Below are 23,948 nucleotides of genomic sequence, written 5' to 3'. Positions count from 1 at the left end.
AGGAGCTATGATGTCACTAAAAGAGGGTTTGATTTCTCACAGATCAGTCGCAACAAATCTGCAAGACACCATTTCTGCAATCAGCGAAAGAATCAAAGAATGCGGTGATAAAGAACATGTCACTGTGGCAGAGCAACTTAACATTCTTCATGAATTAAGCGAATTTGAATTCGGCCAATTTTTATTACAAAACCAGGGAGTTAATGGCTACTGGACACACTATATGCTTACGCATCCGTGGTTTGGGCGCAAAACAGGAAAAAATAATCGTGGTATGCCTTTTACCGTTTTAGAGCGATTCATTTTGGATCGGGGTCCGATTATGTTAGCCACCCAGCAGCGTTTTGCCATCTTTCTTAGAGAAAATCAAAAAGCAGTTCATAATGGCGCTAAGCTTGCATCTATTCCTTGTGGTTTAATGGGCGAGCTGTTGTATTTGAATTTTAAAAATATAGACCAGATTGAGTTAGTTGGGTTGGATTACGATCCACAAACACTAGAAGATGCACAAGACTTGGCTAAAAAACAACGTGTGTCGCAATTTGCAACATTCATACAGAAAGATGCCTGGCATATTAACCTACACAATGAATTTGATTTAATCTCAAGTAATGGTTTGAATATCTACGAACCTGACAAGGACAGGGTGGTTAATTTATATCGCCAATTCCATACAGCATTAAAACCAGGTGGCAAGCTCGTAACAAGCTTTTTGAGTTACCCACCTCATGCTCACCACAATAGCGAATGGTTACTCGAAAAAATTAACCCGAAGGATCTGTTACTAGAACGGATTATTTTTGCTGATATCATCCATGCTAAATTCCAATGCTTTAGCTCCACTCAAGAAACAGAAGAGCAATTGCAATTGGCGGGGTTTAAGAGGATCAGATTTTATTTTGATGAATGTCATATTTTTCCGACAGTAGTGGCAGAGAAATAAAATTCATTTGTTGTTCCTATTGCTTATGGATCCCCCGCTGGGCTTCACAGCCCAGCCTACGCTTGCTTCATGATCCTCCTTTAGAGACGGAGATGAGAGCTTGAGAGAACCTCTCATTTTTTTTTACGCTTTCGGAGCCTCCTGTTTGGGATTGGATTTCAAGACGTTGCGCGGAAATCGCCACCCCAAAAAACGAAAAAAAATAAAACATATACGCAAAGAATCAAGCAAAGGATTGAAATGGGAGCCTTTGTTATTATCAATATAAATCGTTTCAATGGGCGTCTGTTTAATTTGAAAATGATGCTTTCTAGCAATAAACAACATTTCAAGCTCGAATTCATAACGATTGGTAGAACGTTCAACTAAATGTCTAACTAAACCAAGAGGGATACATCGCAAACCTGTTTGCGTGTCGCGAATTCGACTGTTAGTTATCAAATTAAAAAGAAATTTTGTTAATGCATTACCAATTTTACTGCGTAAAGGCACATCTCCTTGAGTGATTTGGCGGACACCAAGGTGCAACTTTTCGGGTTCTTGTTGGAATTGTTTACTTAAAGTAACGATGTCTTTAATACCATGCTGGCCATCAGCATCTGCAGTAATCATTCCAGGACTGAGAATAGAAAAAACCTTAAGGTAGTATTTCATGGCTGTTTTAAGTGCAGCCCCTTTCCCCATATTTTGTGGATGATGTAAAACAATATAGCTCGCTCGCTCTAATTCTGTAAAAATCGGCATCGACTTTTTATTAGAGCCATCATTTACAATGATACATTCCTGTTCCCAACCTAATTGTTTATGCTCTTGTAATAATTCGATGAGCCTTTGATCGGGGTTATAGGCAGGGATAACCAAGACAGGATAAGTTTTAGACAGCATAATGGGTATTTCCTGATTTGTAGCGTACAACTAAATAGACACCCAAATTAAATTAGGATTTGTTGACAATTCATATATTTAATTTTACGAAAATCCCTACGTACCGCGGCTTGTCCGCGGTACCCACAAGCTCTCTGGATGACGCGGACAAGCCGCGTCACGTAGGCCTTGTGGAACAATTGTCAACAAACCCTAATTATCTTAATGAAAATTTAAGCTCGTAAGCTAACAAATTACATGCAATAGTTCAATTACAGTTGATGAGAGGATTTCTCAGTACGATGCATAGTCCCTGTTAAAGAAAAACAATGGAAAAATAGAACAAAATCGTTCAAAATCGAGTATCGGTTTGGTTCTTGATTTTATAACATTTAGGTTCACTTATTATGCAGACAACTCAACTCCTTTATCATCGATTTCGTGACTCACTATCGCTAAATACATGCATAATTGTTTTGTTAGTTGCCTTGTTTTTTTTCATCCCAGTGAGCCTATCTCTCAGAGCGATTTGTTTCACTGGATTGCTCGTGCCACTGTTCATGAATTCCTCGGCACAGAATACATTTCGCGCGATATGGTCTGAACCCTGGTGTAAAGCACTTATCCTATTTCTTTTGTTTATCTTAATCAGCTGTCTTTGGAGCCCAGCTTCAAGCAAAGAACAATACGTTATACTGAGGAAAAATCTAAAATACTTATCCTTGCCTGTATTAGTTGCCGCATTTCATCTTACCAGGGCTCAATATCCAGCACTATTTGCGCTATTATCAGGGCTGCTTCTCGTTTGTCTACTCTCTATTGCACAATATTTCGGGTTTTATTCAAATGCCCTTCATGACCCTGGCGCTGTGTTTTTTAATCATATTTTCACTGGCTTCATGATGGTTTACGGGGCGTATCTCTGCGCCTGGTTGTTCCTTGAGAAAAAAAATGGTCATCGTTTACTTTGGGCCTTATTTCTTTCTCTCTTTCTGTTCCAAATCGTATATGCTAATACCAGCAGAACGGCTTATGTTCTGATGCCTCTATTAATGTTGTTCTTGGCTCTTCAGTATTGTAATCGCAAACAATTTGCACTGGGCTTAGTATGCTGCACCTTGTTTTTACCCGTTGCCTTTTATACTAGTCCGACATTGCAAGAAGGCGTTCGCGCGGTTAAAGATGATCTAAAAAAATATAAAAAAAATGAAAAAGATACTAACGTGGGATTCCGTCTTCAACTTCATCAATATGCTGAATCCCTTATTAAGAAACGACCCTTGATTGGAAATGGAGCAGGCAGTTTCTCCTTTCGTTTCTATCAGGATAATCCTCTTCCGAACTTGCATGCCAATGTTGTTCATCCTCACGGTGATTATTGGCTTATCACGACTGAACAAGGTTTTATCGGTCTGGGTCTTTTTTTAATGCTTCTCACTATACTGTTTTTCCGCAGTTGGTATTTGCCTACTTTGCGCATTCCAGCGCTAGGTATTTTAGCCCTGATGCTGATTGGTAACTTTTCGGATTCCCTGATGTTCAATAGCGCGACTGGATATTTCATTTTGAGTGTCCTTGGTTTATGTTTATCAGAGGAACTTTAACGTGCATTCCCATCCATATCCAATTGATGCAGTCATCACCTGGGTAGATGGGCATGACCCAGCTCATCAAGCTCGATTAGATACCTATCTAAAATCAATTGGCGTGGCATCCAAGCCTAATGAAGTTTCCCCTGAACGTTTGATGCCTTGTCGAGAAATTGAATATTGTATTCGCTCCATCTTGCGCTTTGCGCCTTGGATTAGGACTCTATTCATCGTAACCGATCAACAAACCCCATCTATTGTTAATACATTAAAAGATTACTTAGAACCCAATAAAATTCGAATCATTGACCATCAAGCGATATTTCCAAATCCACAACACACACTCCCGTCTTTTAATAGTCTTGCGATTGAGTCTGTCTTATGGCGCATCCCTGAATTATCAGAGACCTTTATCTATTTCAATGATGATGTCATCCTACTGCGACCAACTAAAGTACAGGATTTTTTTATTCAGGAACAACCCGTGCTGCGCGGTCATTGGAAAATTCAATCAGATACAAAAGTATTTCAAATGATTCAACGTCTTATTCATTTGGGAAAACCAAAGCGCCCCTCCCTCCATCGCCGAGTCCAACAAAATAGTGCTAAATTGGCAGGATTTCGTAAGTTATTTTTTAATTTAACGCATGTCCCCTTCTCGTTAAAAAAATCCCTATTTGAACAATTCTTTTCGATGCACCCCGACCTATTGCATGAGAATGCAAAGCATCGTATTAGAAATGGGGACCAATATTCTCCCATTTCTTTGATTCATCATCTTGCTTTGCTGGAAAAAATTTCCCCTATCGATAGGAAAAAATGTTCGTTGGGTATTGATGCAAGTCACCATTCGCTGAAAAAAATTCAACAAAAATTTAACCGAGCTAAACAAAAGCCTCGATATTTTTGTTTGAACATCCAAAACCTGGATCAAGCCGAACCCACAAAAAAAGATCTGATCTTTAACTGGCTTAACCAAATGATCGGTAAACCTTAAGCACTCTAAACAAACATTCCCTAATAAACTTAATTTCAATTCCGCAGTCTCCAAGTTTTTATTGCTTGACTATTTTAGAACCGCGAATTACCGTGGCTTGACCACGGTAATTCGCGGTCGATAGTCAATTTGAATATTTACGATATCCCTAAGGAAGCAGTATGCTACTACTTGTTTGCCTCTCATTTTGCTGTGTAATCATCGGTTGGGGATTTGTATTTAGTCAATTATTAAAAAGTAATTTTTCTGAGGGACTGTTCAACACGATGTCATTTTTAGGACTCGTTATGTTTTGCAGTTTCCTATTTGCTATACCTAAGCTCATCGCCCTTATTCTTCTTGCAACCGGTGGAGTTTTTTTTCTCATTTTTATTTACTCATCCATCCAAAATAAACCTCTTTCGCTTAAGCAAGATATAATCACCATCTGCTTTTTTTTAGGATTATCTATAGTAGATTTGGTCGTTGTATATGGTCTTAAATTTAGAAGCATTGATGACTATTCTTTTTGGGGCACCATTAGTAAATATTTATTTGTTTTTAATCAATTCCCGATTAATGCTGATTACATTCACCCGAATTTTCTGAGTTATATTCCCGGGATGGCGAGTGTTCATTATTTACTTTATACACTGGCCAATAAATATTCCCAAACACTGGGTTATTTTGCTCAAGGACTTGTTCTAATTTCGGCTTTCATGGTGCTCTTTGATCCCAAGAATGTCTCTCGCTCAATCATTTATTTGAGTTTTTGTTTTGTCTTATTTACTTTCGCCTATGGCACCGTTTTTGCGCGCATGGAAGTTGATGCTTATGTCGCTGCTTATTTATTTGCTATCACTTGGTTAATCTATAAGAAAGGGGATGTACCACAGTTGCTTATTCTTCCTATTCTCTTTCTCTCCCTTATCAAAGAGATTGGTCTCCTATTTTCTATCGCTGCAATTGTTTTGCTTATTACTTTAGAGAAAACAAATCGCAAAGCTCTTATCTATGGAATATGGGCAGGATTAGCCGCTTTGGCAATTAAACTATCGTGGAAAATCCATGTGGCTAATCATGGCTTTAATAGTTTTTCTAAGGCTGTGTCTGTCCAATCAGCTGGTGCTGCGTTTAACCCCTTCAATACCTATTATCATGAAGCGCAAATTCTCTATTTTAAAGCGGTCTTATTTTCAAGCTTTGATTATCTTATTAGAACACCTTATATTTTGATGTACAGCTTAATCGCTGGCCTATGGTATTGGTTGGTTAAAACATTCCCCATGGATAAGGTGCGGATTAATCGACTAATGACAATTTTTATTATTGTTGCCATGTTATATTTGGTTATGCTTTACAGTTTGCAAGCTATTGTCTTTGATGTTGGTCATACGAATCGAAAAATTTTGGATTTTCATCGCTATTACAACATGCTTTTCCTTCCCTGGGTTTGCATTAGCGCCTTTATAGCTTTGGATAACCTTAAACCGCAAGCTCTTAATTCTTTGCTCAGTCGAACATCTCTGGCCATCATTTCTCTAACATTGATATTCTTGTTTGCAGGTAAAATTGAGCGCGAAAAAAAGTTTTATGAACCCAATCAACTTTATCAGATTTATACACTGCTTAGTAAGAGTACAGCGCAATTAACAGGCAACAACTGGTCGATTTGTCTGTTGAATCCCCCTAAGCCTGAGTATACAGTAACAATGCCTTTAACTTATTTTTTTATGCCGCATCGAATATTTTATCCAGCGACAAAAAAACAACTTGCTTCCTGTGACTTAAGCTTGGAATGGACAGAAGATAAGGCAAACCCTTTAAAGCTTCATTACCTGGTTGCCTAGTCTATAGGTACTCTTATCGTCCTATTGATAATTCATTTGTAACTCAATGGGCATAAGATGCTGTAGCCTTTCATAAAGGGCAAGTATCTCTGTACAAAAGACTTGCAATTGCTGGCGGTTTTCCCAGAGCTCGTAATCTAATCCTTTACGAAAAGCTTGTTGTCTTGCTAGATTTTTAAGCAATTTTCTATCCTGATTAGACAGACCTAGCTCACTATTCATTTCGACCAATTCCATCAGCCTTTTTGGGGGCGTTAGTTTTTTATGATCATGTAACAAATAAGCTTTTAGCGTTAATTCAAAAGCCGTATACATCAGCGATGTGATAGGCGCTAAAGCATCACTCTTCTCATAACCTATTCCTGTTACTTTACTATCATTGTGTAACAAATGTTGCGCACAGTAGGCATGTTCAGTCGCGATTCTTATTAGCTCTAGTGGGGAAAGATTTCTTTTATCCATCATCATGATTAACTCACTTAATTAATGTAATGCGCGAATACTAGGGTCTGTTGACACTCGTTAACTAACCGATTTATCCGTCATTTCAGGTTAACAAAAAAATGAGTGTCAAGACTATTTTTTTAAAATTTATTTGGTTATGATCTCTGACCAGGCACTTCTTTTTCTTGCAAGATAGCCTGTGGATATTTTTTATCCCCCTCCATTCTTTCTTATACGTATCATTTCTCTAAGCTCCTTAATTGGCGAGGCTTAAAGCCTATTTTTGACCATCTGGTTCTTTTATTTTTATCCACAAAATCTGTGGATAAAAATGTGTATAGACTGTCAACGTCAAAGACCCATTTCTGATTCAACTGCATTTGCAAACACCTCAACCAATGCTGCGCCCCCCATCCACAGCAAGTGTTTGTCCGGTAACAAAGGGATTTTCCAAGAGTGCAAGAACAGCCTGACCAATAAATTCGGGACTTCCGTGACATTTTAATGGTGTCTTGGCAATAATTTTTTGCTTTTCTTGCTGACTTAAAGCATTCTCCTTCTCTGGCCAACTTATAGCACCAGGAGCCACAGCATTAACACGCACTTTAGGCGCAAACTCACAAGCCAAGACTTTTGTTTGCATAGCTAAGGCAGCCTTGGTTTGGCAATAGACAGCATACTCCTTTAATGGTTTCTCCGCCCGAATATCCGTAATATTAATGATTGCCCCTTGCGTTTTGCTCAAGTATTTATGAGCAGCAAGGCTTAAGGAAAAGGGAAGTTTGACGTTAATATTGAACAAAGCATCCCAATCTGCGGAATTGACAGCAGACAAATCACTGCGAACAAACATAGAGGCATTATTGACTAGTACATCCAAACGCTGTGCCCAATTTACTGTAGCAGCAATTAATTTCTCAGCAGCATCCGGCACATGTAAATCCTGCTGAACAACATAAGCACTCTCTTCCCTATTGTGGTTGAGTTTTTGCGCCAGGGTCTCTGCTTCCTCTAAAGATTGATAACAATGGATAACTACTCTAAAGTTAGCTTCATGTAATTTGCAAGCAATAGCAGCCCCGATTCGTCTGGCGGCACCGGTGATTAAGGCCACTTTTGCCGCTTGTTTATTGACTGGATTCAAGGTATGGTTCCTCATTTTTTATAACATTTACACCGCCATGACGCTATTTTCTCTCATTAGCAAACAAATTCAACAAGAGGGAGCGATACCCTTTGTTGATTTTATGCAACAAGCCCTATATGCGCCTCGTTATGGCTATTATAGTGCTGGATTGCAGAAATTCGGAGCCGAAGGCGATTTTATCACCGCGCCAGAATTGACCCCTTTATATGGTCAAACACTTGCTAATCAATGCCAACAAATCTTGGCATGCTTGCCAGAGCCTGTTCTATTTGAATTTGGCGCAGGCTCAGGCCAACTGTGTGTTGATATTTTAAAGCATCTTGAACACCTAACTTGCCTACCACAAGCTTATTTGATCTTAGAAGTTAGTGGCAACTTACGTCATCGACAGGAAGAGCTTATTAAAGAACACATTCCGCACCTCTTTGAGCGCGTGCAATGGTTAACACATTGGCCAGAAAAACCATTTAGCGGAGTAGTCATAGCCAATGAGGTGCTTGATGCCATGCCCGTTCATCGTTTCTTACAAACAGAAGAAGGCTTGCTGGAGAGCTATATTCGTTTAAATTCTCAACATCAATTGCAGGAAATTTTTAGACCCTGCACCAATACCCGTTTGCTTAACCATGTGCAAAGCATTTTGCCTAAAGAACTTGTTCCCTATCAGTCAGAAGCAAACTTGTTTATTGATGGCTGGATTGAGCAATGCTACAACATGCTTACTCAAGGTGTTGTGTTATTGATCGATTATGGTTTCCCGCAGCGTGAGTATTATCATCCGGATCGCAACATGGGCACGTTAATGTGTCATTACCGCCATCATGCCCACATCAATCCCTTGATTCATCTTGGCGAACAGGATATCACTGCTCATGTTGACTTCACTCATGTGGCAAAGGCTTCGCAACAGGCAGGTTTTCATGTGGCAGGCTATACCAATCAAGCCTCTTTTTTGCTGGCTAATGGTTTGTTAAGCTTGCTAGAGCAACAAGCCGTAGGGACTCATCGCATTCAAGCACAACAAGCGGTCAAACAGTTGCTGCAACCGAGTGAGATGGGCGAATTATTCAAAGTACTTGCCTTGGCAAAAAACATAGAGTTACCTTTGCTTGGTTTTCAATTGCAGGATAAACGAGCGAGTTTATGATGAAAAAATACTTAACGACAGTAGAACTGCAAAAAGAATCCATGAAATTTTCAGCTGGCCATACGACTATTTTTTCCGCCACTGAACGAGAACCTCTTCATGGCCATATGTATGGTGTATATTTGGCATTAACCACATGGGTGGAAGAAAATGGCATGACGTTTGATTATCGGTATTATAAAGAACGCATTCATAAGTTATGTCGCTCCTTAAACCAAACGTTCTTAATGCCGAAATTTTCCCCTTTTCTGCAATTGATAGAAGACGAGGATTACTATTACTTTACCTTCAATCAAAAAAAAATTCCTTTCCTGAAAGAAGACGTTACATTGATGCCTTTGACAAACATCACCGTTGAAGAATTATCGCGCTGGTTTGTTCAAGAATTAATTAAAGATACAAAAGAGCTTGATAAACACCGAATTGAAAAAGTTGTTGTGAAAGTCTATTCAGCCCCCGGTCAATCGGCAAGTCACGAATGGCAACGTCAACAGTGAATTTAATCATGTTCTTAATCCATGGATAAGCAAGCAGAGCAAATCTATCAAATTTGCATCCCTCATACATATCGTGATTATTTTGACTACCATGTGAATGGTCCTCTTTCTCCTGGCATAGGTATACGCGTTTGGGTACCTTTTCGCAATCAAACGCGCTTGGGACTGGTTATCGGGAAACATACCCAGAGCCCACATACTGAACTTAAATCAGTGAGTTCTATTATCGATACTGAACCTCTATTGACCCAAAATATGCTGAATTTCTTTAAATGGGTAGCCAGTTATTATCAAAGCCCCTTGTCTGAAATTATTCCTTTGGCAATACCTAAGAACTATCGTCTCGGAAATAAAAGTGAATTACCATTGCGCTGCTACTATCGGCTGATGTTAGATGTTGAACGTGCTCATTCACTTATACCCTCTAGAGCACACAAACAACATGCGCTCATTAATTTTTTAGCTGACACTGGAGCAACGGATAAAAAAACGCTTTTGCAAAAAGGCTTTACTCATGCGCAGTTAGATCATCTAATCAAGCTTAATATTCTTGCTATAAAAAATGAAGTTAGCATCCCCCAGTCAAATAGCACGCTGAGCCCCCCATTAATCTTGAATGCAGAACAAGATGTGGCGGTGCAAACGATCTGTAGACAGCTGCACCATTACCATTGTTTTCTGTTACAAGGCATCACCGGCAGCGGTAAAACAGAAGTCTATCTTCAGGTTATCGCCCAAGTTCTGGCCCAAGGTAAGCAGGTTCTGGTTCTTGTTCCCGAAATTGGTCTAACTCCACAATTACTAAGCCGTTTTACCGCTCGCTTTGCTGAGCCGATGGCCGTCATTCATTCGAATCTTAACGAACGTGAGAGACAATCCACATGGCAACTTGCCAAAGACAATTTGGTTAAATTGGTCATCGGTACGCGTACCGCCATTTTCACACCCATGCCAGAACTTGGATTAATCGTTATTGATGAAGAACATGATCCTTCGCTCAAACAAATGGAAGGCGTTCGTTATTCCGCCCGTGATACAGCGTTGATGCGCGCGCATATGGAAGGCATTCCAATTATTCTAGGTTCCGCTACCCCAAGCCTCGAAAGTCTTTATAATTGCATGCAAGCGAAATACAGCTTATTGCGGTTGAATCAAAGAGCGCTCAGCAAATCACCACTCCATTATCAAATCATCGATATTCGCAATACACCTTTGCAGCATGGGTTGGCTGCAAAAACATTAAATACGATTGCTGAGCATTTACAACAAAATAATCAAGTGATGGTATTCATCAATCGCCGTGGATTTGCACCCGTATTACTCTGTCATCACTGCGGCTGGATGGCTGATTGCCCAGCTTGTGATAGCCACCTAACCCTTCATCGTCAAATGGGCCGACTGGTTTGTCATCACTGTGGGCTAACCACCATCATTCCTGGGCATTGCCGGACCTGTCACAGTCAAGAATTATTGCCTATTGGCGCAGGAACCCAACGCATCCACGAGTATTTAAGCAATCATTTTCCCAATATCAATCTATTACGTGTTGATCGCGATGAGGTGAGGAAAAAAAACGCACTCGATAATCATCTCGAACGGATACATCGTGGTGAGGCACAATTAATCGTGGGTACGCAAATGTTGGCCAAAGGCCATCATTTCCCACGTCTTACTTTAGTTGTCGTGGTTGATACAGATGCCGGTTTTTATAATCAGGATTTTCGTGCCCTGGAGCGTTTAGGCCAGTTATTAACGCAAGTTTCCGGTCGTGCTGGCCGTGCTGAACGCCCTGGTCAGGTGCTCATTCAATCACATTTACCCCATCACCCTCTTTTGAATTTACTGATTCAACAAGGTTATGATTCTTTTGCACAAGCTTTATTAACGTTAAGACAACAGGCCGATCTACCGCCTTACCGTTTTTTAGCGCTGATTCGCGCGCAAGACAAATCAGCCAAAAAAGTATTGGATTTTCTTCATTTGCTTAAAGAACAATTAGTGCTGCATGAGGTGACAACCCTAGGCCCTGCTCCTGCTCCCTTGGCACGCAGGGCTAATCAACATCGCATGCAGCTGCTCATTAAGGCTTCCTCGCGCAAAATACTACAAACCAGATTGACGCAACTTAGGCAGTGGTTGACAATGAATAAACTAACAAACCATGTTCGCTGGAATGTGGACATTGATCCAATGGACCTATCATGACTGATCAAAGAATTGCTGTGCACAAGAAAATTTTTTCCATTGAATGGGGCGATATGGATGCTCTAGGACATGTGAACAATGGGCGTTATTTCGATTACTTTCAACAAGCACGCATCGAATGGTTAGAAAATCTGCACCTGGATATGAAACAGCAAATCGGGCCTGTGGTGATTCACGTGGCCTGTACTTTCCTTAAACCCATTGTCTATCCAGCCACCCTGACATTGGTAAGCAGTGTGCATAGCTTAGGCCGCTCGAGCCTCATGATGGACCATGAAATCTACCAAGATGAGGTCTTAATGACCCAAGGAACAAGCAAAATTGTCTGGGTGGATTATCGAGCGAATAAGTCCATTACTATTCCAGAAACCATTCGTAAACTCTTTGACTAAGAATAGAGAACGTCCCTAATTAACGCTCATCACAAACGGTAAAATAACCGTGACGATAAGGATTGCTTCGGGCTCTGAAGATGTAATCACGACAACGTTGACCTTGATCATCAACATAACGTTTATCTAAACGAAAAGCAAAATCCTTAAAATCCATATCTTGTTGCCATTCACGTTCTTGACGTGCCTTATCTTCTGCTTCCATCTTATTTAAAAATTTACTAATCTTGCTAGCATAGCCTACAGACAAAAACATGACAGCGATAAGCAAGAGAACAATTTTTTTCATATTTCGATCCAAAAAAGAACATGAAGGCGAATATTAAACCATTTGATAAAAAAATTACAACGCTTTTGTGGGGTGTGATTAAAACTGCGATTTCCCTATACCGACGCCCCGCAGCTTGACCGCGGGGTCCATGACATGTTCAACGATCGCTGTGGATCCCGCGGTCAAGCCGCGGGACGTCGGCATAAGGAAAAACAAGACAGTTAATAAAAAACCCGCTTTTGTGTTAAAAATTGTCTCTTTATTTAAATCCATGCAAACCTTAATAAGGACACTTATATGACAGGAAGACGCTCAACGTTGACCCTTGCTCTTTTCTTTGTGAGCTCGATTGTTTATCTCGGACTCTTGCCTTTTATTCATTATCCTATTAACAGTTTAATCAAGCCTATTCCTATCGCTCTCTTGCTGGTTTTGACCTGGCAATCTTTTGCGAGCAAAGAAACGAAAACCTTGCTTTCCGTGGCATTAGTCTTTTCTTTATTAGGAGATATTATCCTAACCGTCCCGGCTGATCTCGCTCTAAAGGCTGGTATTCTTTCCTTTATATTGGCTCATTGTGCCTACATTGCCCTTTATTTGAGAGATACTCAGCTCCAGATAAAACGTTGGCTGTATTTTCTGCCTGTACTGGTATTTATTGCTATTAATTATATTTACATGTATCCGTACCTAGGAAAAATGACCATCCCTGCTACGGTTTATTTAAGTTTTTTAAGTATAATGGTTTTAACCGCCTTTCAAGTTAAGCAGCACCCACGTTTAATCATCAGTGGTGCGTGTCTATTTTTACTATCTGATTTCCTATTGGCTCTTAATCAGTTCGTTCTTGTTGATAATAAGATGATCAATTTTTTAATCATGCTCACCTATTATCTTGCTCAGTTACTATTGGTCTATGGTTTAAGCCAACGACAACATCAAACGAACTTAGCAATCGCTACACTTAGAAGCGATTCAACCCGGAAAAGTAGCTTTATTTGATCATGCTAGGAACGTCCCTATTACAAATCCATCGTTACCTTCCCCTTTTTCGGCAACAGCTAATTTGCGGCATTCGAATTTTTTCCCATCCTTAATAGTCGCTTAATATTAATCAGTTATATTATTAATTATTAAATTTGATCATTAAACAGTCATAGTGATTTGGTAAATGACGTCATGAAAATTACCAAACAGCAGGAGTTTTATGAATAAAAATCAACTACAAGGCAAAGTTGCACAAGCCCTCAATGCAATAGAACTTTTAGAAAAAGCCTGTTCAAACCCGGATATGAGCTCATGGGATAGAACAGCAATTCATGTCGAAGAATTAAGTCGAATCAAAAGAGAGTTAGTTGATAAATATAGCCCTCTCATCGAAGCATTACCTCCTGAGAAACCAAATCCTGATACTCAACTATCTCAAGAGGAAAAAGCCGCGCTCAATTCATACAAGAGATGTGAAGCCCAAATTGAAATCTTCGAAGCCTTTATCGCTAGAAAAACACATTACCACGAAAATATTGGTAAGACTGGATTTCTTATTCCCGAGCTCGAAAGAGAAATTTCCTCTGATCTTCCATATAGCCCGAAATATAGGCAAGAGGATAAGTCATTTGCTGTCGCTATAACTAAATTTGAACAACATAAAAATAGTTATCCAAACCTTAGAAATATGCTTGGGAAAACCCAAGATCCCCAGCTAATCCGCGCACTGTTAGAAGAATTTATTAAAACTTATCGCACCCTGAGACTTGCTGTTGAAACAGAACGAGGTCGTATACAGGCAGAAGCAGCTAAAAAAGAAACCCTGTGGAAAAAGCTTAATGACATCTCTACTCCTCTAGTCAAACAGCACGGCATTGATTTGCAAAACACTGAACCTTATAAAACTCTTGGTGAACAGGCAGCGCAGCTATATGCTCAAGTTGGTAATGAAGAGCGCAACCGTACTTTACAAGACATTATCGAAAAGTTAGAAAAGCAGGTTAAACAGCTTGATCAAGAAAGAGAAACCAAACTGGATCAATTAAACAAGCAATTAGAGCAACAATTAGCAAGCTTTAACCATCTATACGAGAATATCGCGAAACAATTAGAAAAAGCCGGTATTGATGATAGTATCATTTCAGAAGCAAAAGAACGATTTGATGCAGCATATCAACGACAAGACAGTGAAGCCGATGAAGTCCAATTTAAGACAGAAAAACTGGCCACTTTAAAAAAGCTCATAGAAGAATTTAACGCTACAATCATTTCTGAACAACAATACATTAGTTCTGGTTTAATTAGTGCAATTGATAAAATAGCTGACAAGTTTGCTCAGCATCTTCATGCATTAGAAAAACAACTCGAAGGGAGAGACATAAAGTTCGCGGATGAAGACCAAATGCTCATTGAGAAAACAAAAAAGGATTTCGCAATTGATCGTACCTATCAAGGGTTAATGACCCCTAACATCTTAGAAGGCAAACTTGATGACATTACCAAGAAAGAAAAAGAATTTGATGGTGCATGGTCAAAGGTTGTAGCAGCGGTAAAACGTGGTTTCCAAGCAAGAGTGGAAGAGCTTAAGAATAGTGTCATTCCACAACAAAATGAAACATTTAAGTATTTTTATCAGGATAATCAAAACAAGCTGGTCGCTTATGGCTTATGGGAGGAAAATAAAAATTTATTTACCCCTATAGAGCAAGCATTTGCGGAGCAATACGAAGACGTTTTTCCTAATGATGGTTACACCCATGAAGTTGATTTTTATCAGGCCAAACAAAAAGCCCTTAGTTCTCTTATTGAAGAATTACAAAACGAAATCATTAACATGCAAGGAGCGATTTGTACGGCAATCATCGAGAAAGTCGATGCAATCGCAGTTGGTGTTGAGCAAGCACAGCGTGATATTAGAAAGCAATTTCAAGATCAAGGCTTTGAATTTACTGAAGAAGAAAACCAACTCATTGAGCAAATGAATGCTCTTACTGTTCAACGAGCGCCCGAAACTTACAGTGAACAAACAACGGGACTACTTGAGCCTATCCTGCAAGCAGCTGAAAAGAAGGAAAAAGAGCTTAACGAAGAATTGCTGCCCGGCATAAGAACAGCAATAAAACGCTGCAGGCAAATAAAAATCGAAAAATTAAAAGAGACTATTGACCAACAACAGCAGACTTTCAAAAATATTTTTGATAAAGCCTATGCGAGCTTGGGCAAGTATGAATTGGATCAAGAGGCCGTTTCTGCAATCAACCGAGAATTTGATGAGACATATGCGGCGCTCAATAAAGCCAATGTGGATGACATTGTTTTTTATCAGAGCAAACAAAAAACACTAAGTTCTCTTATAGAAAAATTAAATGCAGAAGTCATTAACAGTCAAAGAGCAATTTGTACGGCAATCATTAAGAAAGTCAATGCAATAGCCGTTAGTGTTGAGCAAGAAAAGCTTGATATTAGACAGCAATTTCAAGATCAAGGCTTTGAATTTACTGAAGAAGAAAACCAACTCATTGAGCAAATGAATGCTCTTACTGTTCAACGAGTACCTGAGTCCGGCAAAGGTGAAGAGACACCGGAACGGCTTGAGCTCATCCTCCAAGCAGCTGAAATGGAGGAAAAAAAGCTTAAAGAAGAATTGCTGCCTGGCATAAAAGTAGCAATAAAACGCTGCAGACAAATAAAAATCGAAACATTGCAAGAGACTATTGCCCAACAACAACAGGCTTTTAAAAATGTTTTTGAAAAAGTCCATGCTAACCTAGGTAAGTATGCATTGGATCAAGGGACAGTTTCTGCAATTAATCAAGAATTTGATGAGAAATATGCGGCACTCAATGAAGGTAATGTAGATGGCATTGTTTTTCATCAGGGTAAATTAATCGCTTTACAAACTATTGCGCAGAAATTAAGGTTAGCAGTAGTTCAAGCAGAAAAAAACATTGCTGCTGAACTAATTAAAAGAATTAATACTGTTGCGGATGACATTCATCAAAATCGTCAGAACAGTGTAAGCAAAATTAAGGAAACGTATCAACTTCTAGAAGATGAAACACGATTTGTTACAGAACTTAAAACACCATTGGTAAGAGACTACCAACAGTGGGTAGAGCAAGCAAAACTAGAAGAACATCTGCAAACATTGCAAGCTACAAAAGATGGTCTTGCTGTTGAATCAGAAAAAATTGACAAAATCGTAGAGCGCCATGAATTAGCTTCCAATAAAGAAGACTATACTGCATTCTTTAAAAGAATGAATGGTGCTGACGAAGCTGAAGCAGAGGCTCTTCTTGTCACAGTTGGTAAATATCTAACCGATCCACAGAAACTGCGGGAAGTAGTCAATGCAAATTTACACTTTATCAATGCAGCACCAGCATTAAAAGTCATTGAAAATCTTGTGAAAAATGATGTAGATGATACTTTGGGTATCAACGATAAAATCGCTTTTATTAAACGATTGTCTGCCAAAAACATTGTGGTTCAAGAAGCATTTCTCAACAAAGGCAGTAATCAAATGGCAGTGGTCAAACTGCTGAATGAAAAAGGATTAGATCGCTTTATCACTGGAGAACTCTTGGGAAATGAGGACTTATGCAAAGCACTTCTTTTAATAGAAAAGTACAAAGCGGCTGAGATTAGCGAAGATTTAATGTCTAACAATAGTATCGAGCTAAATAAGATGGCCATCATCATCACTAAACTTGATGATTTTGTTAATAACTATCAAGGGGAAGAGTCAGCTAAGCAAGAATTACGCAATTTCCGTAAAGAAGCTCTCCCAGTGTTATTAACTACGCAAGATATTGAAACGAAAAGGAAAGAATCAATAAACTTGGCGCGTACGCATTTTCAGCATAGGCACTTTTATCCACGTCTTTTAGCTGATGTGCTACAATTTATCACTGGTGCGTTTTTAGTGATTATGCCAATTAAATACTTGGCTTTTGGTCAGCATCCTCTCTTTAGCCTTGAGGCAACAAATCGGGAAACTCAGGTACAAACAATTCTATCGACGGACATGGACGATGATGCTAAAAAGGATGAACCCCCGGTTGAGCCAGAGACTCAGCTTAAACAGCAATAGGCGCCTTAATCGGGGGATGCGCCTGATAATTCAAAAATTCAAAATCACTAAATTCATACTCAAAAAGAGATGGCGGCTTATGTGTAATTTTGAGTTGTGGTAATGGCAAGGGAGTGCGCTGCAATTGTGTACGTGCCTGCTCAAGATGGTTTAAATAAAGGTGGCAATCCCCGCCAGTCCAGATAAAATCACCGACATCTAAATCACATTGCTGTGCCACCATATGTGTCAACAATGAATAGGAAGCAATGTTAAAAGGAACACCCAAAAAGACATCCGCTGAACGTTGATACAATTGGCATGAGAGTTGTTTATCGGCAATATAAAATTGAAACAAAGCATGACAAGGCATCAAAGCCATTTTGTCCAATTCCCCCACATTCCAAGCGCTCACTATCAGGCGACGAGAATCAGGATTGGTTTTGATTTGCTGCAATACGTCAGAAAGCTGATCGATTTCACGACCATCGGGTGTTGGCCAAGACCGCCACTGTCGCCCATAAACGGGTCCTAAATTGCCTTGACTGTCCGCCCACTCATCCCAAATCGTTACACCATTTTCATTGAGATAAGCGATGTTGGTATCGCCACGAAGGAACCATAGTAATTCGTGAATGATGCTACGAGTATGTAGCTTTTTTGTGGTCAGTAAAGGAAAACCTTCATTCAATTTAAAACGCATTTGATAACCAAAAACAGAACGCGTTCCCGTTCCGGTTCTATCTGTTTTCTGAACACCATGTTCTAGAATATGCTCCAACAGCTTTAAATAGGTTTTCATCGTTTAGCCCACCATAGCCATAATCCAGCCAACAGCATAGGAATAGATAATAATTGTCCCATAGTCAACCAATCGAAAGCAATAAATCCTCGTTGGACGTCTGGTTGTCGAAAGCATTCAGCAAGGAGACGACAAAGCGCGTAACCCATTAAAAATACCGCAGAAACACAGCCAACAGCGCGGGGCTTAGCAGCGTACCACCAAACAAGGACAAACAAAAAGATCCCTTCTAGACCTAATTCATATAATTGCGAGGGGTGCCGCGGTTGTCCATCTGAGTTAGGGAACACCATTGCCCAAGGCACATCAGTTACCCGCCCCCACAATTCACCATTAATAAAATTTCCTGCACGTCCGGCAGCAAGCCCCAAGGGGACAAGAGGAGCGATAAAATCGCCCACTTCTAAAAAAGGTTTTTTGACTTTATGGGCAAACAACCATACAGCCACAGCTACACCCAATAAGCCACCATGGAAAGACATCCCACCCTCCCATAATTTAAACACTATCCAAGGTTGGCTAAACAATTGCTCGGTGTTATAAAAAAGCATATACCCCATCCTGCCACCGATGATTACACCTAGCGCTGCGTAAAAAATTAAATCGCCTATTTGTTGCGATGTCCAATCCAAATGATAATGTTTCGCACGCCAATGAGCCAAGGCCCAGGCACTGATGAAACCAAACAAATACATCAAGCCATACCAATGGACTTGCAAAGGACCTATGGAAAAGGCAACAGGGTCTATATTCGGAAATGTCAACATTCAATAGCCTCTTAGCTAAAATAGCAACTCCATTGCTACAATAAAGAGTAGTAAAACAAAAGCATACTGCAATTGCCTAACTGAAATTCTGTAAGTTATTTTCGCTCCTAACGGTGCAAAAACACTACTAAGCAATGCCAGACAGAAGACCGCTGGCCAATAAATATAACCCGTGCTATACAAAGGCAAGCTATTCTCTTTCAAGCCCATGATGATAAAAATAAATGTCCCTAGCAAGGCCACAATGACGGTTACCAGTGCCGAGATAGCCACTGCCTTTCGCATCTCTACACCACAATAATTTAGATAAGGGATAACCAAGCTACCCCCCCCCACTCCAAGTAAACCTGAAGTAAAACCAATTAAAAAACTGATAACAGTATTTATCAACGGCTTACCAAGACATGAAGAGGGTGTATGCACTGAAGGTTTGGCAAGTAGCAATCTTATGCCAACGACTATTAAAAATATGGCGAATAAAATCTTTAACAAATCGGTGGATAAATAGCTCGCAGTCAACGCCCCACAAACGATACCTGATGCAAGGCCTGGAAGGAGACGTTTAAATACATCCCATAAAATTCCATTTAATTGATGATGAGCACGTACCGAGGCTTGAGCGGTAAAAAACATAACAGCCAAAGAAGTCCCCACCGCCATGTGCATAATAAGATGAGGCGGGAATGCCGAATTGTGCTGAAAAATAAAAAGCAACGCAGGAATGATAACAATACCACCACCGATACCCAGGGTGCCGGCTATTAAGCCTGCGACACTTCCTGTTAAGGCATAGATCCCACCATAAATCGCAAGCGTAGATGATATCATGATTTCCCAGCCCTAATGAGACCACCTAAGCCTTCTTGCTCCAGCGCTTTTTGCAAATAGAATCTGATTTCAGCAGGATGCTCTAATTCCAATACATCAGCTAAGACCTTACGAGCATGAGCTAAAGAAATATTACGGATAACCCATTTGATGCGCGGCAAACTTGTTGAGTTCATACTTAAGGTGTCAAAACCCATGGCTAACAAAAGAATGACTGCTAAAGGATCGCTTGCCATCTCACCACAGATGCTCACTTCTACACCAGCCGCATGCCCTCCCTCCACCACCTTCATTAAAGTCCGTAACATCGCGGGATGAAAAGCGTCATAAAGACCGGCAACACGAGAGTTATTTCGATCGACTGCCAATAAATATTGGGTTAGATCGTTACTGCCGACGGAAATAAATTCAACGCGTTTAGCCAACTCTCGGGCTAAGTAAACGGCTGCAGGAACTTCTATCATCACACCCAACTTTGGTTTTTCAATATGACAACCTTCTTCCAGCAATTCCTTAAACGCCTGATCAATCAGAAAAGCAGCTTCCTCAACTTCACTTAAAGTAGTCACCATAGGCAACATGATGCGCAGATTATTTACTTCTTCGCTGGCACGCATCATAGCGCGCACCTGCATTAAGAACACGTCTGGATGATCCAAGGTAACGCGGATCCCACGCCAACCCAAATAAGGATTGTCTTCTTCTACAGGGAAATAAGGTAGGATTTTATCTCCACCAATGTCTAAGGTACGCATGGTGACCAAACGAGGAGCAAAGGCCTTCAATATTTGGCGATAAATAATATATTGCTCATCTTCGGAGGGAAATCTATCTCGACTCATAAAGGGCACTTCCGAGCGGTAGAGCCCAACGCCCTCAGCACCCACGCTCAAAGATAGCCCAGCATCCATAGCTAGACCGGTGTTAACTTGCAGCGATACACGGTGACTATCAAGCGTTTCAGCTGGTTTATCGCGCAAGCTAACCAAGCTTTGATTGAGCTCTTCTTCCTCTTGCGCCAACTTTTTAAATTCTGCTAAAACAGTTTTTGATGGGGATATATAGACATGACCATAATAACCATCCACAATCACCGCGCGACGTGATAGATGCTCGACTTTAAGCCCTCTGACCCCCATGACCGTTGGCACACCCAAAGCACGAGCCAGAATGGCAACATGAGAATTATTCGCGCCTTTGGCTGATACTATGCCAGCCAATTGTCCCTCAGGAACCTCAGCTAGCGCTGAAGCAGTAATTTCTTCCCCGATGAGAATAGTCCGGCGAGGATAAACAATTTCTTCACGTTGGGACAACTGCAATTCAGCTAATACTCTGCGACCCAAGTCACGAAAATCACTAGCTCGCTCTCGCAGGTATTCATCCTCTACATCTTCAAATTGCTGAACATGCTTCTTTATCACTGCTACCAGTGCAGCCTGTGCACTTAAGCATTCCTGGCGAATGACGTCTGCAACTTCCGCACCCAAACTGTCTTTGTCCAGAATACGAAGATAGACATCAAATAGCGCATGTTCATCTTCTGCAACCGTCTTTTTCATACGCCGACTTAAGCGAAACATATCATCGCGTGCGGTTTGCAAGGCTTCATGGAAGATCGTAATCTCTTCGTCGACATCCTCAACAGCATGCCTTGGCACTGCATCGATATCAGCCACTGGATAAACAACCACTGCAGTACCAATACCAACGCCTGGAACGCTGCCAACCCCGGTCAACGCTGTAGAGGTAGGCTCTACCTTAGCCACACCCAAAGGACGCGGCTGTGTTAGTAAAGCGAGTTCACCCGTTGCTTCAGCATGGGCAATGATACCGCCCATTTGTGCTGCAAGCGTGATTAGAAAGGCTTCTTCTGCGTCATCAAAACATCGTTCCTCAGCTTGTTGGGCTGTCAGAACACCATAAAGTTTACGATGTTGAATAATTGGAACACCTAAGAAACCCTTTAAGTGATCCTCACCTAATAAGGGATTCTCATGGAAACCTGGATGGGATGGAGCATCTTCAATATTGATCGGTTCTTCCCGCCGACCAACTAACCCAATCAAGCCGTGGTCGAGACTAACACGCACTCTGAATTCTGCTTGCTTGTTTAGACCGTCGGTAGCTATTAAAACATATTCAGCGTTCTTGTTATCAATGAGGTAAACGGAAACCGCTTCAGCATTAACAGCCTTGCGCACTCGCTGCACTAAAATTGCTAATGCCTCGTCCAAATGATTGGCAGTTGTGACATCTTGTACGATTCGCTTTAATATTTTTAACATTTATCGACTATGATTACCTCGCTTACGACGAGTCCCAAAAGGAGTACGACGCCTTTTTAGCAAGTGCTCCAATTCCTTCATGGCTTGAGAATAAACTTGTCTTTTAAAAAAAATAACCTGCTCTTGTGGCTCGTGGTAATCAATCCAACGCCAACTATCAAATTCAGGTGAATCACTTAAATCCAAGCGAATTTTTTGCTCAGAAGTAACCAGTTTTAATAGATACCATTTTTGCTTCTGTCCAATCACCAAAGGTTCGCTACCATGACGAAGATACTGTTTAGGCAAGCGATATTTTAACCAACGTTTGGTCGCCCCTAAAACTTCAATGTCTTCTCTATCTAAACCGATTTCCTCTTTAAGTTCTCGAAACATTGCCTCTAATGCCGTTTCACCGGTAGCAAGCCCACCTTGTGGAAATTGCCAGGCATCATGACCATGACGTTTCCCCCAAAAAACTCGACCAGATCCATTCACCAGAATAATGCCGACATTTAACCGGTATCCGGCGCGATCAATAACCATATTTATACTACTTAATATAAACCTATTAATAGCTTGATTTTTTCATAAATTGTGAGAGTTTGGCAAATAAAACCTAAATAATTCTCCCTCTCAACTTGACAGAGTTTGTGTATCTTCTTCTGTATTTCCAGAGGTTAGCAAACCTCTGGGTATAACATCTCCTCTTAATAAGGAGAGCAATTCAGCATACACAGATGTTTTCGATCCAAAAAATCCTTGAGCAGGTGCTTCTATGAGAGAAATATCTTTACATGCCGCCTCAATTCTTAAATTTGTTATCGATTCATTATTTATAGTATAAGCTCTTTTTAATAGCTCTTTTTTAAGGATAGGTAACTGCTCCGTTACCATACTTTGGAATTCATCTATCGGTTTTAACCAATCACTAAATTCTAAGTTAATTGTTAGCGTATTAGCGTAAGCGTTGGAACTGTATTTACCCCAAAAAATTTCGTTGGCGATATTCTTTAGCAAACTCTGCCATTCTTGATCAGCAAGCACCCATAATAGCTTCGACGTATTTGGAAATTTTTTATAGCCTTCCTGCAAGAGAAAAGCACCCCCTTTAAGCAGATCATTTAATGTCTCTTTCTCACGCTCAATCCTTTCTTGTAGGTCTAAGGTGAATTGTTGGATTTCTTGCACCAAACGGTTAAGGGCATGTTTAATTTGCTTGACCTTTTGCCACGAGACAAGAATAGAATCGGGATTTTCAGGTTTAGTCAACTCCTGTGCGAGATGCTTTGCTGCTTCCAGCTGAGTCTGGTGTGGTTCAGTGTCTAAGCAATAATGATCAGCAATCTGGTGATAGCCATCAAAAATACTCAGTGTTAAGCGATAGAGATTGAGCGCGTAAATGAATTGCTCCATAACCTTACTTTCTTTGAGGTTGGAAGGCCCTCCCTCGGTAAGTGCATAACCATTTTTATGACGAATAAGAGGTAAGCCAGATTCAAAAACATGAGTATCCAAAGCTGCGGCTAAACTTGGGGTAGAATCACGTGCGATTTTTTGTGCTATTTCTATTAAATTTTGCACATCTGGTAAACAATATTTTAATTGAGAGATCTGATCGGGATAAAACCCTTCACTGCCTACACGACTTTTCTGGGTCTCAGAGGAGACTATCGTGAAAAAATACTCTTCAATGAGCTTCCTAATTTTTGTGATAGCTTCCGCATAATGTTTTGCTTGTTTGGTTATCTGCTCCATTGATTTGTTAATTTTTTCCTGCAGAGCTTGTAATTCTTTATCGTCCATTTTGATCTCCTATCATTATGGACTTAATTTCTACAGTGCGATGCTATGGTTGTCAAGGAGTTATTCTTTAGGTTATCAATAACGATTAAGAGGC

General features: G+C 40.3%; 20 protein-coding genes. 10 read left to right on the top strand and 10 right to left on the bottom strand.

The window, feature by feature from the left end:
* The first annotated feature begins 7 nt into the window (after nt 1–7).
* Complete coding sequence (locus CKV79_RS00485) at nt 8–943, top strand: SAM-dependent methyltransferase (RefSeq protein ID WP_231950154.1); 936 nt, start codon at nt 8–10, stop codon at nt 941–943.
* A 123-nt stretch (nt 944–1,066) separates the two neighbouring features.
* Here the strand turns inward: CKV79_RS00485 and CKV79_RS00480 are convergent, their stop codons facing one another.
* A complete protein-coding gene (locus CKV79_RS00480) occupies nt 1,067–1,828 on the bottom strand; it encodes a glycosyltransferase family 2 protein (protein ID WP_051546060.1) in 762 nt (253 codons plus the stop codon).
* Between the two features lie 386 nt (nt 1,829–2,214).
* On the opposite strand from CKV79_RS00480, the gene CKV79_RS00475 reads away from it, so the two are divergent.
* The 3 genes from CKV79_RS00475 (at nt 2,215) to CKV79_RS00465 (ending at nt 6,222) form a co-directional block, all read left to right on the top strand.
* Nucleotides 2,215–3,411 carry an O-antigen ligase family protein gene (locus tag CKV79_RS00475; protein ID WP_081778022.1) on the top strand — a complete coding sequence of 399 codons (1,197 nt, stop codon included), beginning with the start codon at nt 2,215–2,217 and terminating at the stop codon, nt 3,409–3,411.
* A gap of 1 nt (nt 3,412) precedes the next feature.
* On the top strand, nt 3,413–4,393 hold the full coding sequence (locus CKV79_RS00470; protein WP_028372354.1) for a Stealth CR1 domain-containing protein: 981 nt from the start codon (nt 3,413–3,415) through the stop codon (nt 4,391–4,393).
* A 287-nt stretch (nt 4,394–4,680) separates the two neighbouring features.
* Complete coding sequence (locus tag CKV79_RS00465; protein WP_131796045.1) at nt 4,681–6,222, top strand: hypothetical protein; 1,542 nt, start codon at nt 4,681–4,683, stop codon at nt 6,220–6,222.
* Nucleotides 6,223–6,243: 21 nt separating this feature from the next.
* Here the strand turns inward: CKV79_RS00465 and CKV79_RS00460 are convergent, their stop codons facing one another.
* The gene (locus CKV79_RS00460) at nt 6,244–6,684 is read right to left on the bottom strand and encodes a hypothetical protein (protein ID WP_028372356.1); all 441 of its coding nucleotides are present in this window, start codon (nt 6,682–6,684) and stop codon (nt 6,244–6,246) included.
* Nucleotides 6,685–7,057: 373 nt separating this feature from the next.
* A complete protein-coding gene (locus CKV79_RS00455) occupies nt 7,058–7,825 on the bottom strand; it encodes a pteridine reductase (RefSeq protein WP_035914881.1) in 768 nt (255 codons plus the stop codon).
* Between the two features lie 22 nt (nt 7,826–7,847).
* Between CKV79_RS00455 and CKV79_RS00450 the strand changes: the two genes are divergently transcribed.
* Genes CKV79_RS00450 through CKV79_RS00435 form a run of 4 tightly spaced genes read left to right on the top strand, consistent with a single transcriptional unit; the run spans nt 7,848 to nt 12,054 of the window.
* Nucleotides 7,848–8,960 carry a class I SAM-dependent methyltransferase gene (locus CKV79_RS00450; protein ID WP_028372358.1) on the top strand — a complete coding sequence of 371 codons (1,113 nt, stop codon included), beginning with the start codon at nt 7,848–7,850 and terminating at the stop codon, nt 8,958–8,960.
* Entirely contained in the window at nt 8,960–9,457 is a 498-nt protein-coding gene (locus CKV79_RS00445; protein WP_028372359.1) for a 6-pyruvoyl trahydropterin synthase family protein, read from the top strand. The genes CKV79_RS00450 and CKV79_RS00445 overlap by 1 nt, the downstream gene beginning before the upstream one ends.
* Nucleotides 9,458–9,478: 21 nt before the next feature.
* Nucleotides 9,479–11,662 (top strand): primosomal protein N', encoded by a 2,184-nt coding sequence (locus CKV79_RS00440; RefSeq protein ID WP_051546061.1) that lies wholly within the window; start codon nt 9,479–9,481, stop codon nt 11,660–11,662.
* On the top strand, nt 11,659–12,054 hold the full coding sequence (locus CKV79_RS00435) for an acyl-CoA thioesterase (RefSeq protein WP_028372361.1): 396 nt from the start codon (nt 11,659–11,661) through the stop codon (nt 12,052–12,054). The genes CKV79_RS00440 and CKV79_RS00435 overlap by 4 nt, the downstream gene beginning before the upstream one ends.
* Nucleotides 12,055–12,073: 19 nt before the next feature.
* Here the strand turns inward: CKV79_RS00435 and CKV79_RS00430 are convergent, their stop codons facing one another.
* A complete protein-coding gene (locus tag CKV79_RS00430; protein WP_028372362.1) occupies nt 12,074–12,343 on the bottom strand; it encodes a hypothetical protein in 270 nt (89 codons plus the stop codon).
* Nucleotides 12,344–12,622: 279 nt separating this feature from the next.
* Here CKV79_RS00430 and CKV79_RS00425 point away from each other — a divergent pair, with 279 nt between their 5' ends.
* Nucleotides 12,623–13,327, top strand: a complete 705-nt coding sequence (locus CKV79_RS00425; RefSeq protein ID WP_051546062.1) for a lysoplasmalogenase — start codon at nt 12,623–12,625, stop codon at nt 13,325–13,327.
* A 205-nt stretch (nt 13,328–13,532) separates the two neighbouring features.
* A complete protein-coding gene (locus CKV79_RS00420; protein ID WP_028372363.1) occupies nt 13,533–17,405 on the top strand; it encodes a hypothetical protein in 3,873 nt (1,290 codons plus the stop codon).
* On the opposite strand, the gene thyA is transcribed toward CKV79_RS00420, so the two are convergent.
* The 6 genes from thyA to CKV79_RS00390 form a co-directional block, all read right to left on the bottom strand.
* The gene (gene thyA, locus CKV79_RS00415) at nt 17,392–18,186 is read right to left on the bottom strand and encodes a thymidylate synthase (protein WP_028372364.1); all 795 of its coding nucleotides are present in this window, start codon (nt 18,184–18,186) and stop codon (nt 17,392–17,394) included. The two genes, CKV79_RS00420 and thyA, sit on opposite strands and share 14 nt — an antisense overlap.
* Nucleotides 18,183–18,953 (bottom strand): prolipoprotein diacylglyceryl transferase, encoded by a 771-nt coding sequence (gene lgt, locus CKV79_RS00410; RefSeq protein WP_028372365.1) that lies wholly within the window; start codon nt 18,951–18,953, stop codon nt 18,183–18,185. The genes thyA and lgt overlap by 4 nt, the downstream gene beginning before the upstream one ends.
* Before the next feature lie 15 nt (nt 18,954–18,968).
* A complete protein-coding gene (locus tag CKV79_RS00405; protein WP_028372366.1) occupies nt 18,969–19,781 on the bottom strand; it encodes a sulfite exporter TauE/SafE family protein in 813 nt (270 codons plus the stop codon).
* Nucleotides 19,778–22,069 (bottom strand): phosphoenolpyruvate--protein phosphotransferase, encoded by a 2,292-nt coding sequence (ptsP, locus tag CKV79_RS00400; RefSeq protein ID WP_028372367.1) that lies wholly within the window; start codon nt 22,067–22,069, stop codon nt 19,778–19,780. Before ptsP ends, CKV79_RS00405 begins: the two co-directional genes overlap by 4 nt.
* Nucleotides 22,070–22,594 (bottom strand): RNA pyrophosphohydrolase, encoded by a 525-nt coding sequence (locus tag CKV79_RS00395; RefSeq protein ID WP_028372368.1) that lies wholly within the window; start codon nt 22,592–22,594, stop codon nt 22,070–22,072.
* A 90-nt stretch (nt 22,595–22,684) separates the two neighbouring features.
* Complete coding sequence (locus CKV79_RS00390) at nt 22,685–23,854, bottom strand: hypothetical protein (RefSeq protein WP_028372369.1); 1,170 nt, start codon at nt 23,852–23,854, stop codon at nt 22,685–22,687.
* Nucleotides 23,855–23,948 lie beyond the last annotated feature (94 nt).

The organism is Legionella lansingensis, assembly GCF_900187355.1.
GTDB classification, from domain to species: Bacteria; Pseudomonadota; Gammaproteobacteria; order Legionellales; family Legionellaceae; genus Tatlockia; species Tatlockia lansingensis.
This window is presented reverse-complemented; position numbering and strand designations above follow the sequence as displayed.

Coding starts and splice junctions, on each gene's coding strand:
- CKV79_RS00405 (WP_028372366.1), bottom strand. CDS start 19,781: ATGATATCATCTACGCTTGCGATTTATGGTGGGATCTATGCCTTAACA.
- thyA (WP_028372364.1), bottom strand. CDS start 18,186: ATGAAAACCTATTTAAAGCTGTTGGAGCATATTCTAGAACATGGTGTT.
- CKV79_RS00395 (WP_028372368.1), bottom strand. CDS start 22,594: ATGGTTATTGATCGCGCCGGATACCGGTTAAATGTCGGCATTATTCTG.
- CKV79_RS00445 (WP_028372359.1), top strand. CDS start 8,960: ATGAAAAAATACTTAACGACAGTAGAACTGCAAAAAGAATCCATGAAA.
- CKV79_RS00435 (WP_028372361.1), top strand. CDS start 11,659: ATGACTGATCAAAGAATTGCTGTGCACAAGAAAATTTTTTCCATTGAA.
- CKV79_RS00485 (WP_231950154.1), top strand. CDS start 8: ATGATGTCACTAAAAGAGGGTTTGATTTCTCACAGATCAGTCGCAACA.
- CKV79_RS00480 (WP_051546060.1), bottom strand. CDS start 1,828: ATGCTGTCTAAAACTTATCCTGTCTTGGTTATCCCTGCCTATAACCCC.
- CKV79_RS00430 (WP_028372362.1), bottom strand. CDS start 12,343: ATGAAAAAAATTGTTCTCTTGCTTATCGCTGTCATGTTTTTGTCTGTA.
- lgt (WP_028372365.1), bottom strand. CDS start 18,953: ATGTTGACATTTCCGAATATAGACCCTGTTGCCTTTTCCATAGGTCCT.
- CKV79_RS00455 (WP_035914881.1), bottom strand. CDS start 7,825: ATGAGGAACCATACCTTGAATCCAGTCAATAAACAAGCGGCAAAAGTG.
- ptsP (WP_028372367.1), bottom strand. CDS start 22,069: ATGTTAAAAATATTAAAGCGAATCGTACAAGATGTCACAACTGCCAAT.
- CKV79_RS00460 (WP_028372356.1), bottom strand. CDS start 6,684: ATGGATAAAAGAAATCTTTCCCCACTAGAGCTAATAAGAATCGCGACT.
- CKV79_RS00420 (WP_028372363.1), top strand. CDS start 13,533: ATGAATAAAAATCAACTACAAGGCAAAGTTGCACAAGCCCTCAATGCA.
- CKV79_RS00425 (WP_051546062.1), top strand. CDS start 12,623: ATGACAGGAAGACGCTCAACGTTGACCCTTGCTCTTTTCTTTGTGAGC.
- CKV79_RS00390 (WP_028372369.1), bottom strand. CDS start 23,854: ATGGACGATAAAGAATTACAAGCTCTGCAGGAAAAAATTAACAAATCA.
- CKV79_RS00440 (WP_051546061.1), top strand. CDS start 9,479: ATGGATAAGCAAGCAGAGCAAATCTATCAAATTTGCATCCCTCATACA.
- CKV79_RS00475 (WP_081778022.1), top strand. CDS start 2,215: ATGCAGACAACTCAACTCCTTTATCATCGATTTCGTGACTCACTATCG.
- CKV79_RS00465 (WP_131796045.1), top strand. CDS start 4,681: ATGTTTTGCAGTTTCCTATTTGCTATACCTAAGCTCATCGCCCTTATT.
- CKV79_RS00450 (WP_028372358.1), top strand. CDS start 7,848: ATGACGCTATTTTCTCTCATTAGCAAACAAATTCAACAAGAGGGAGCG.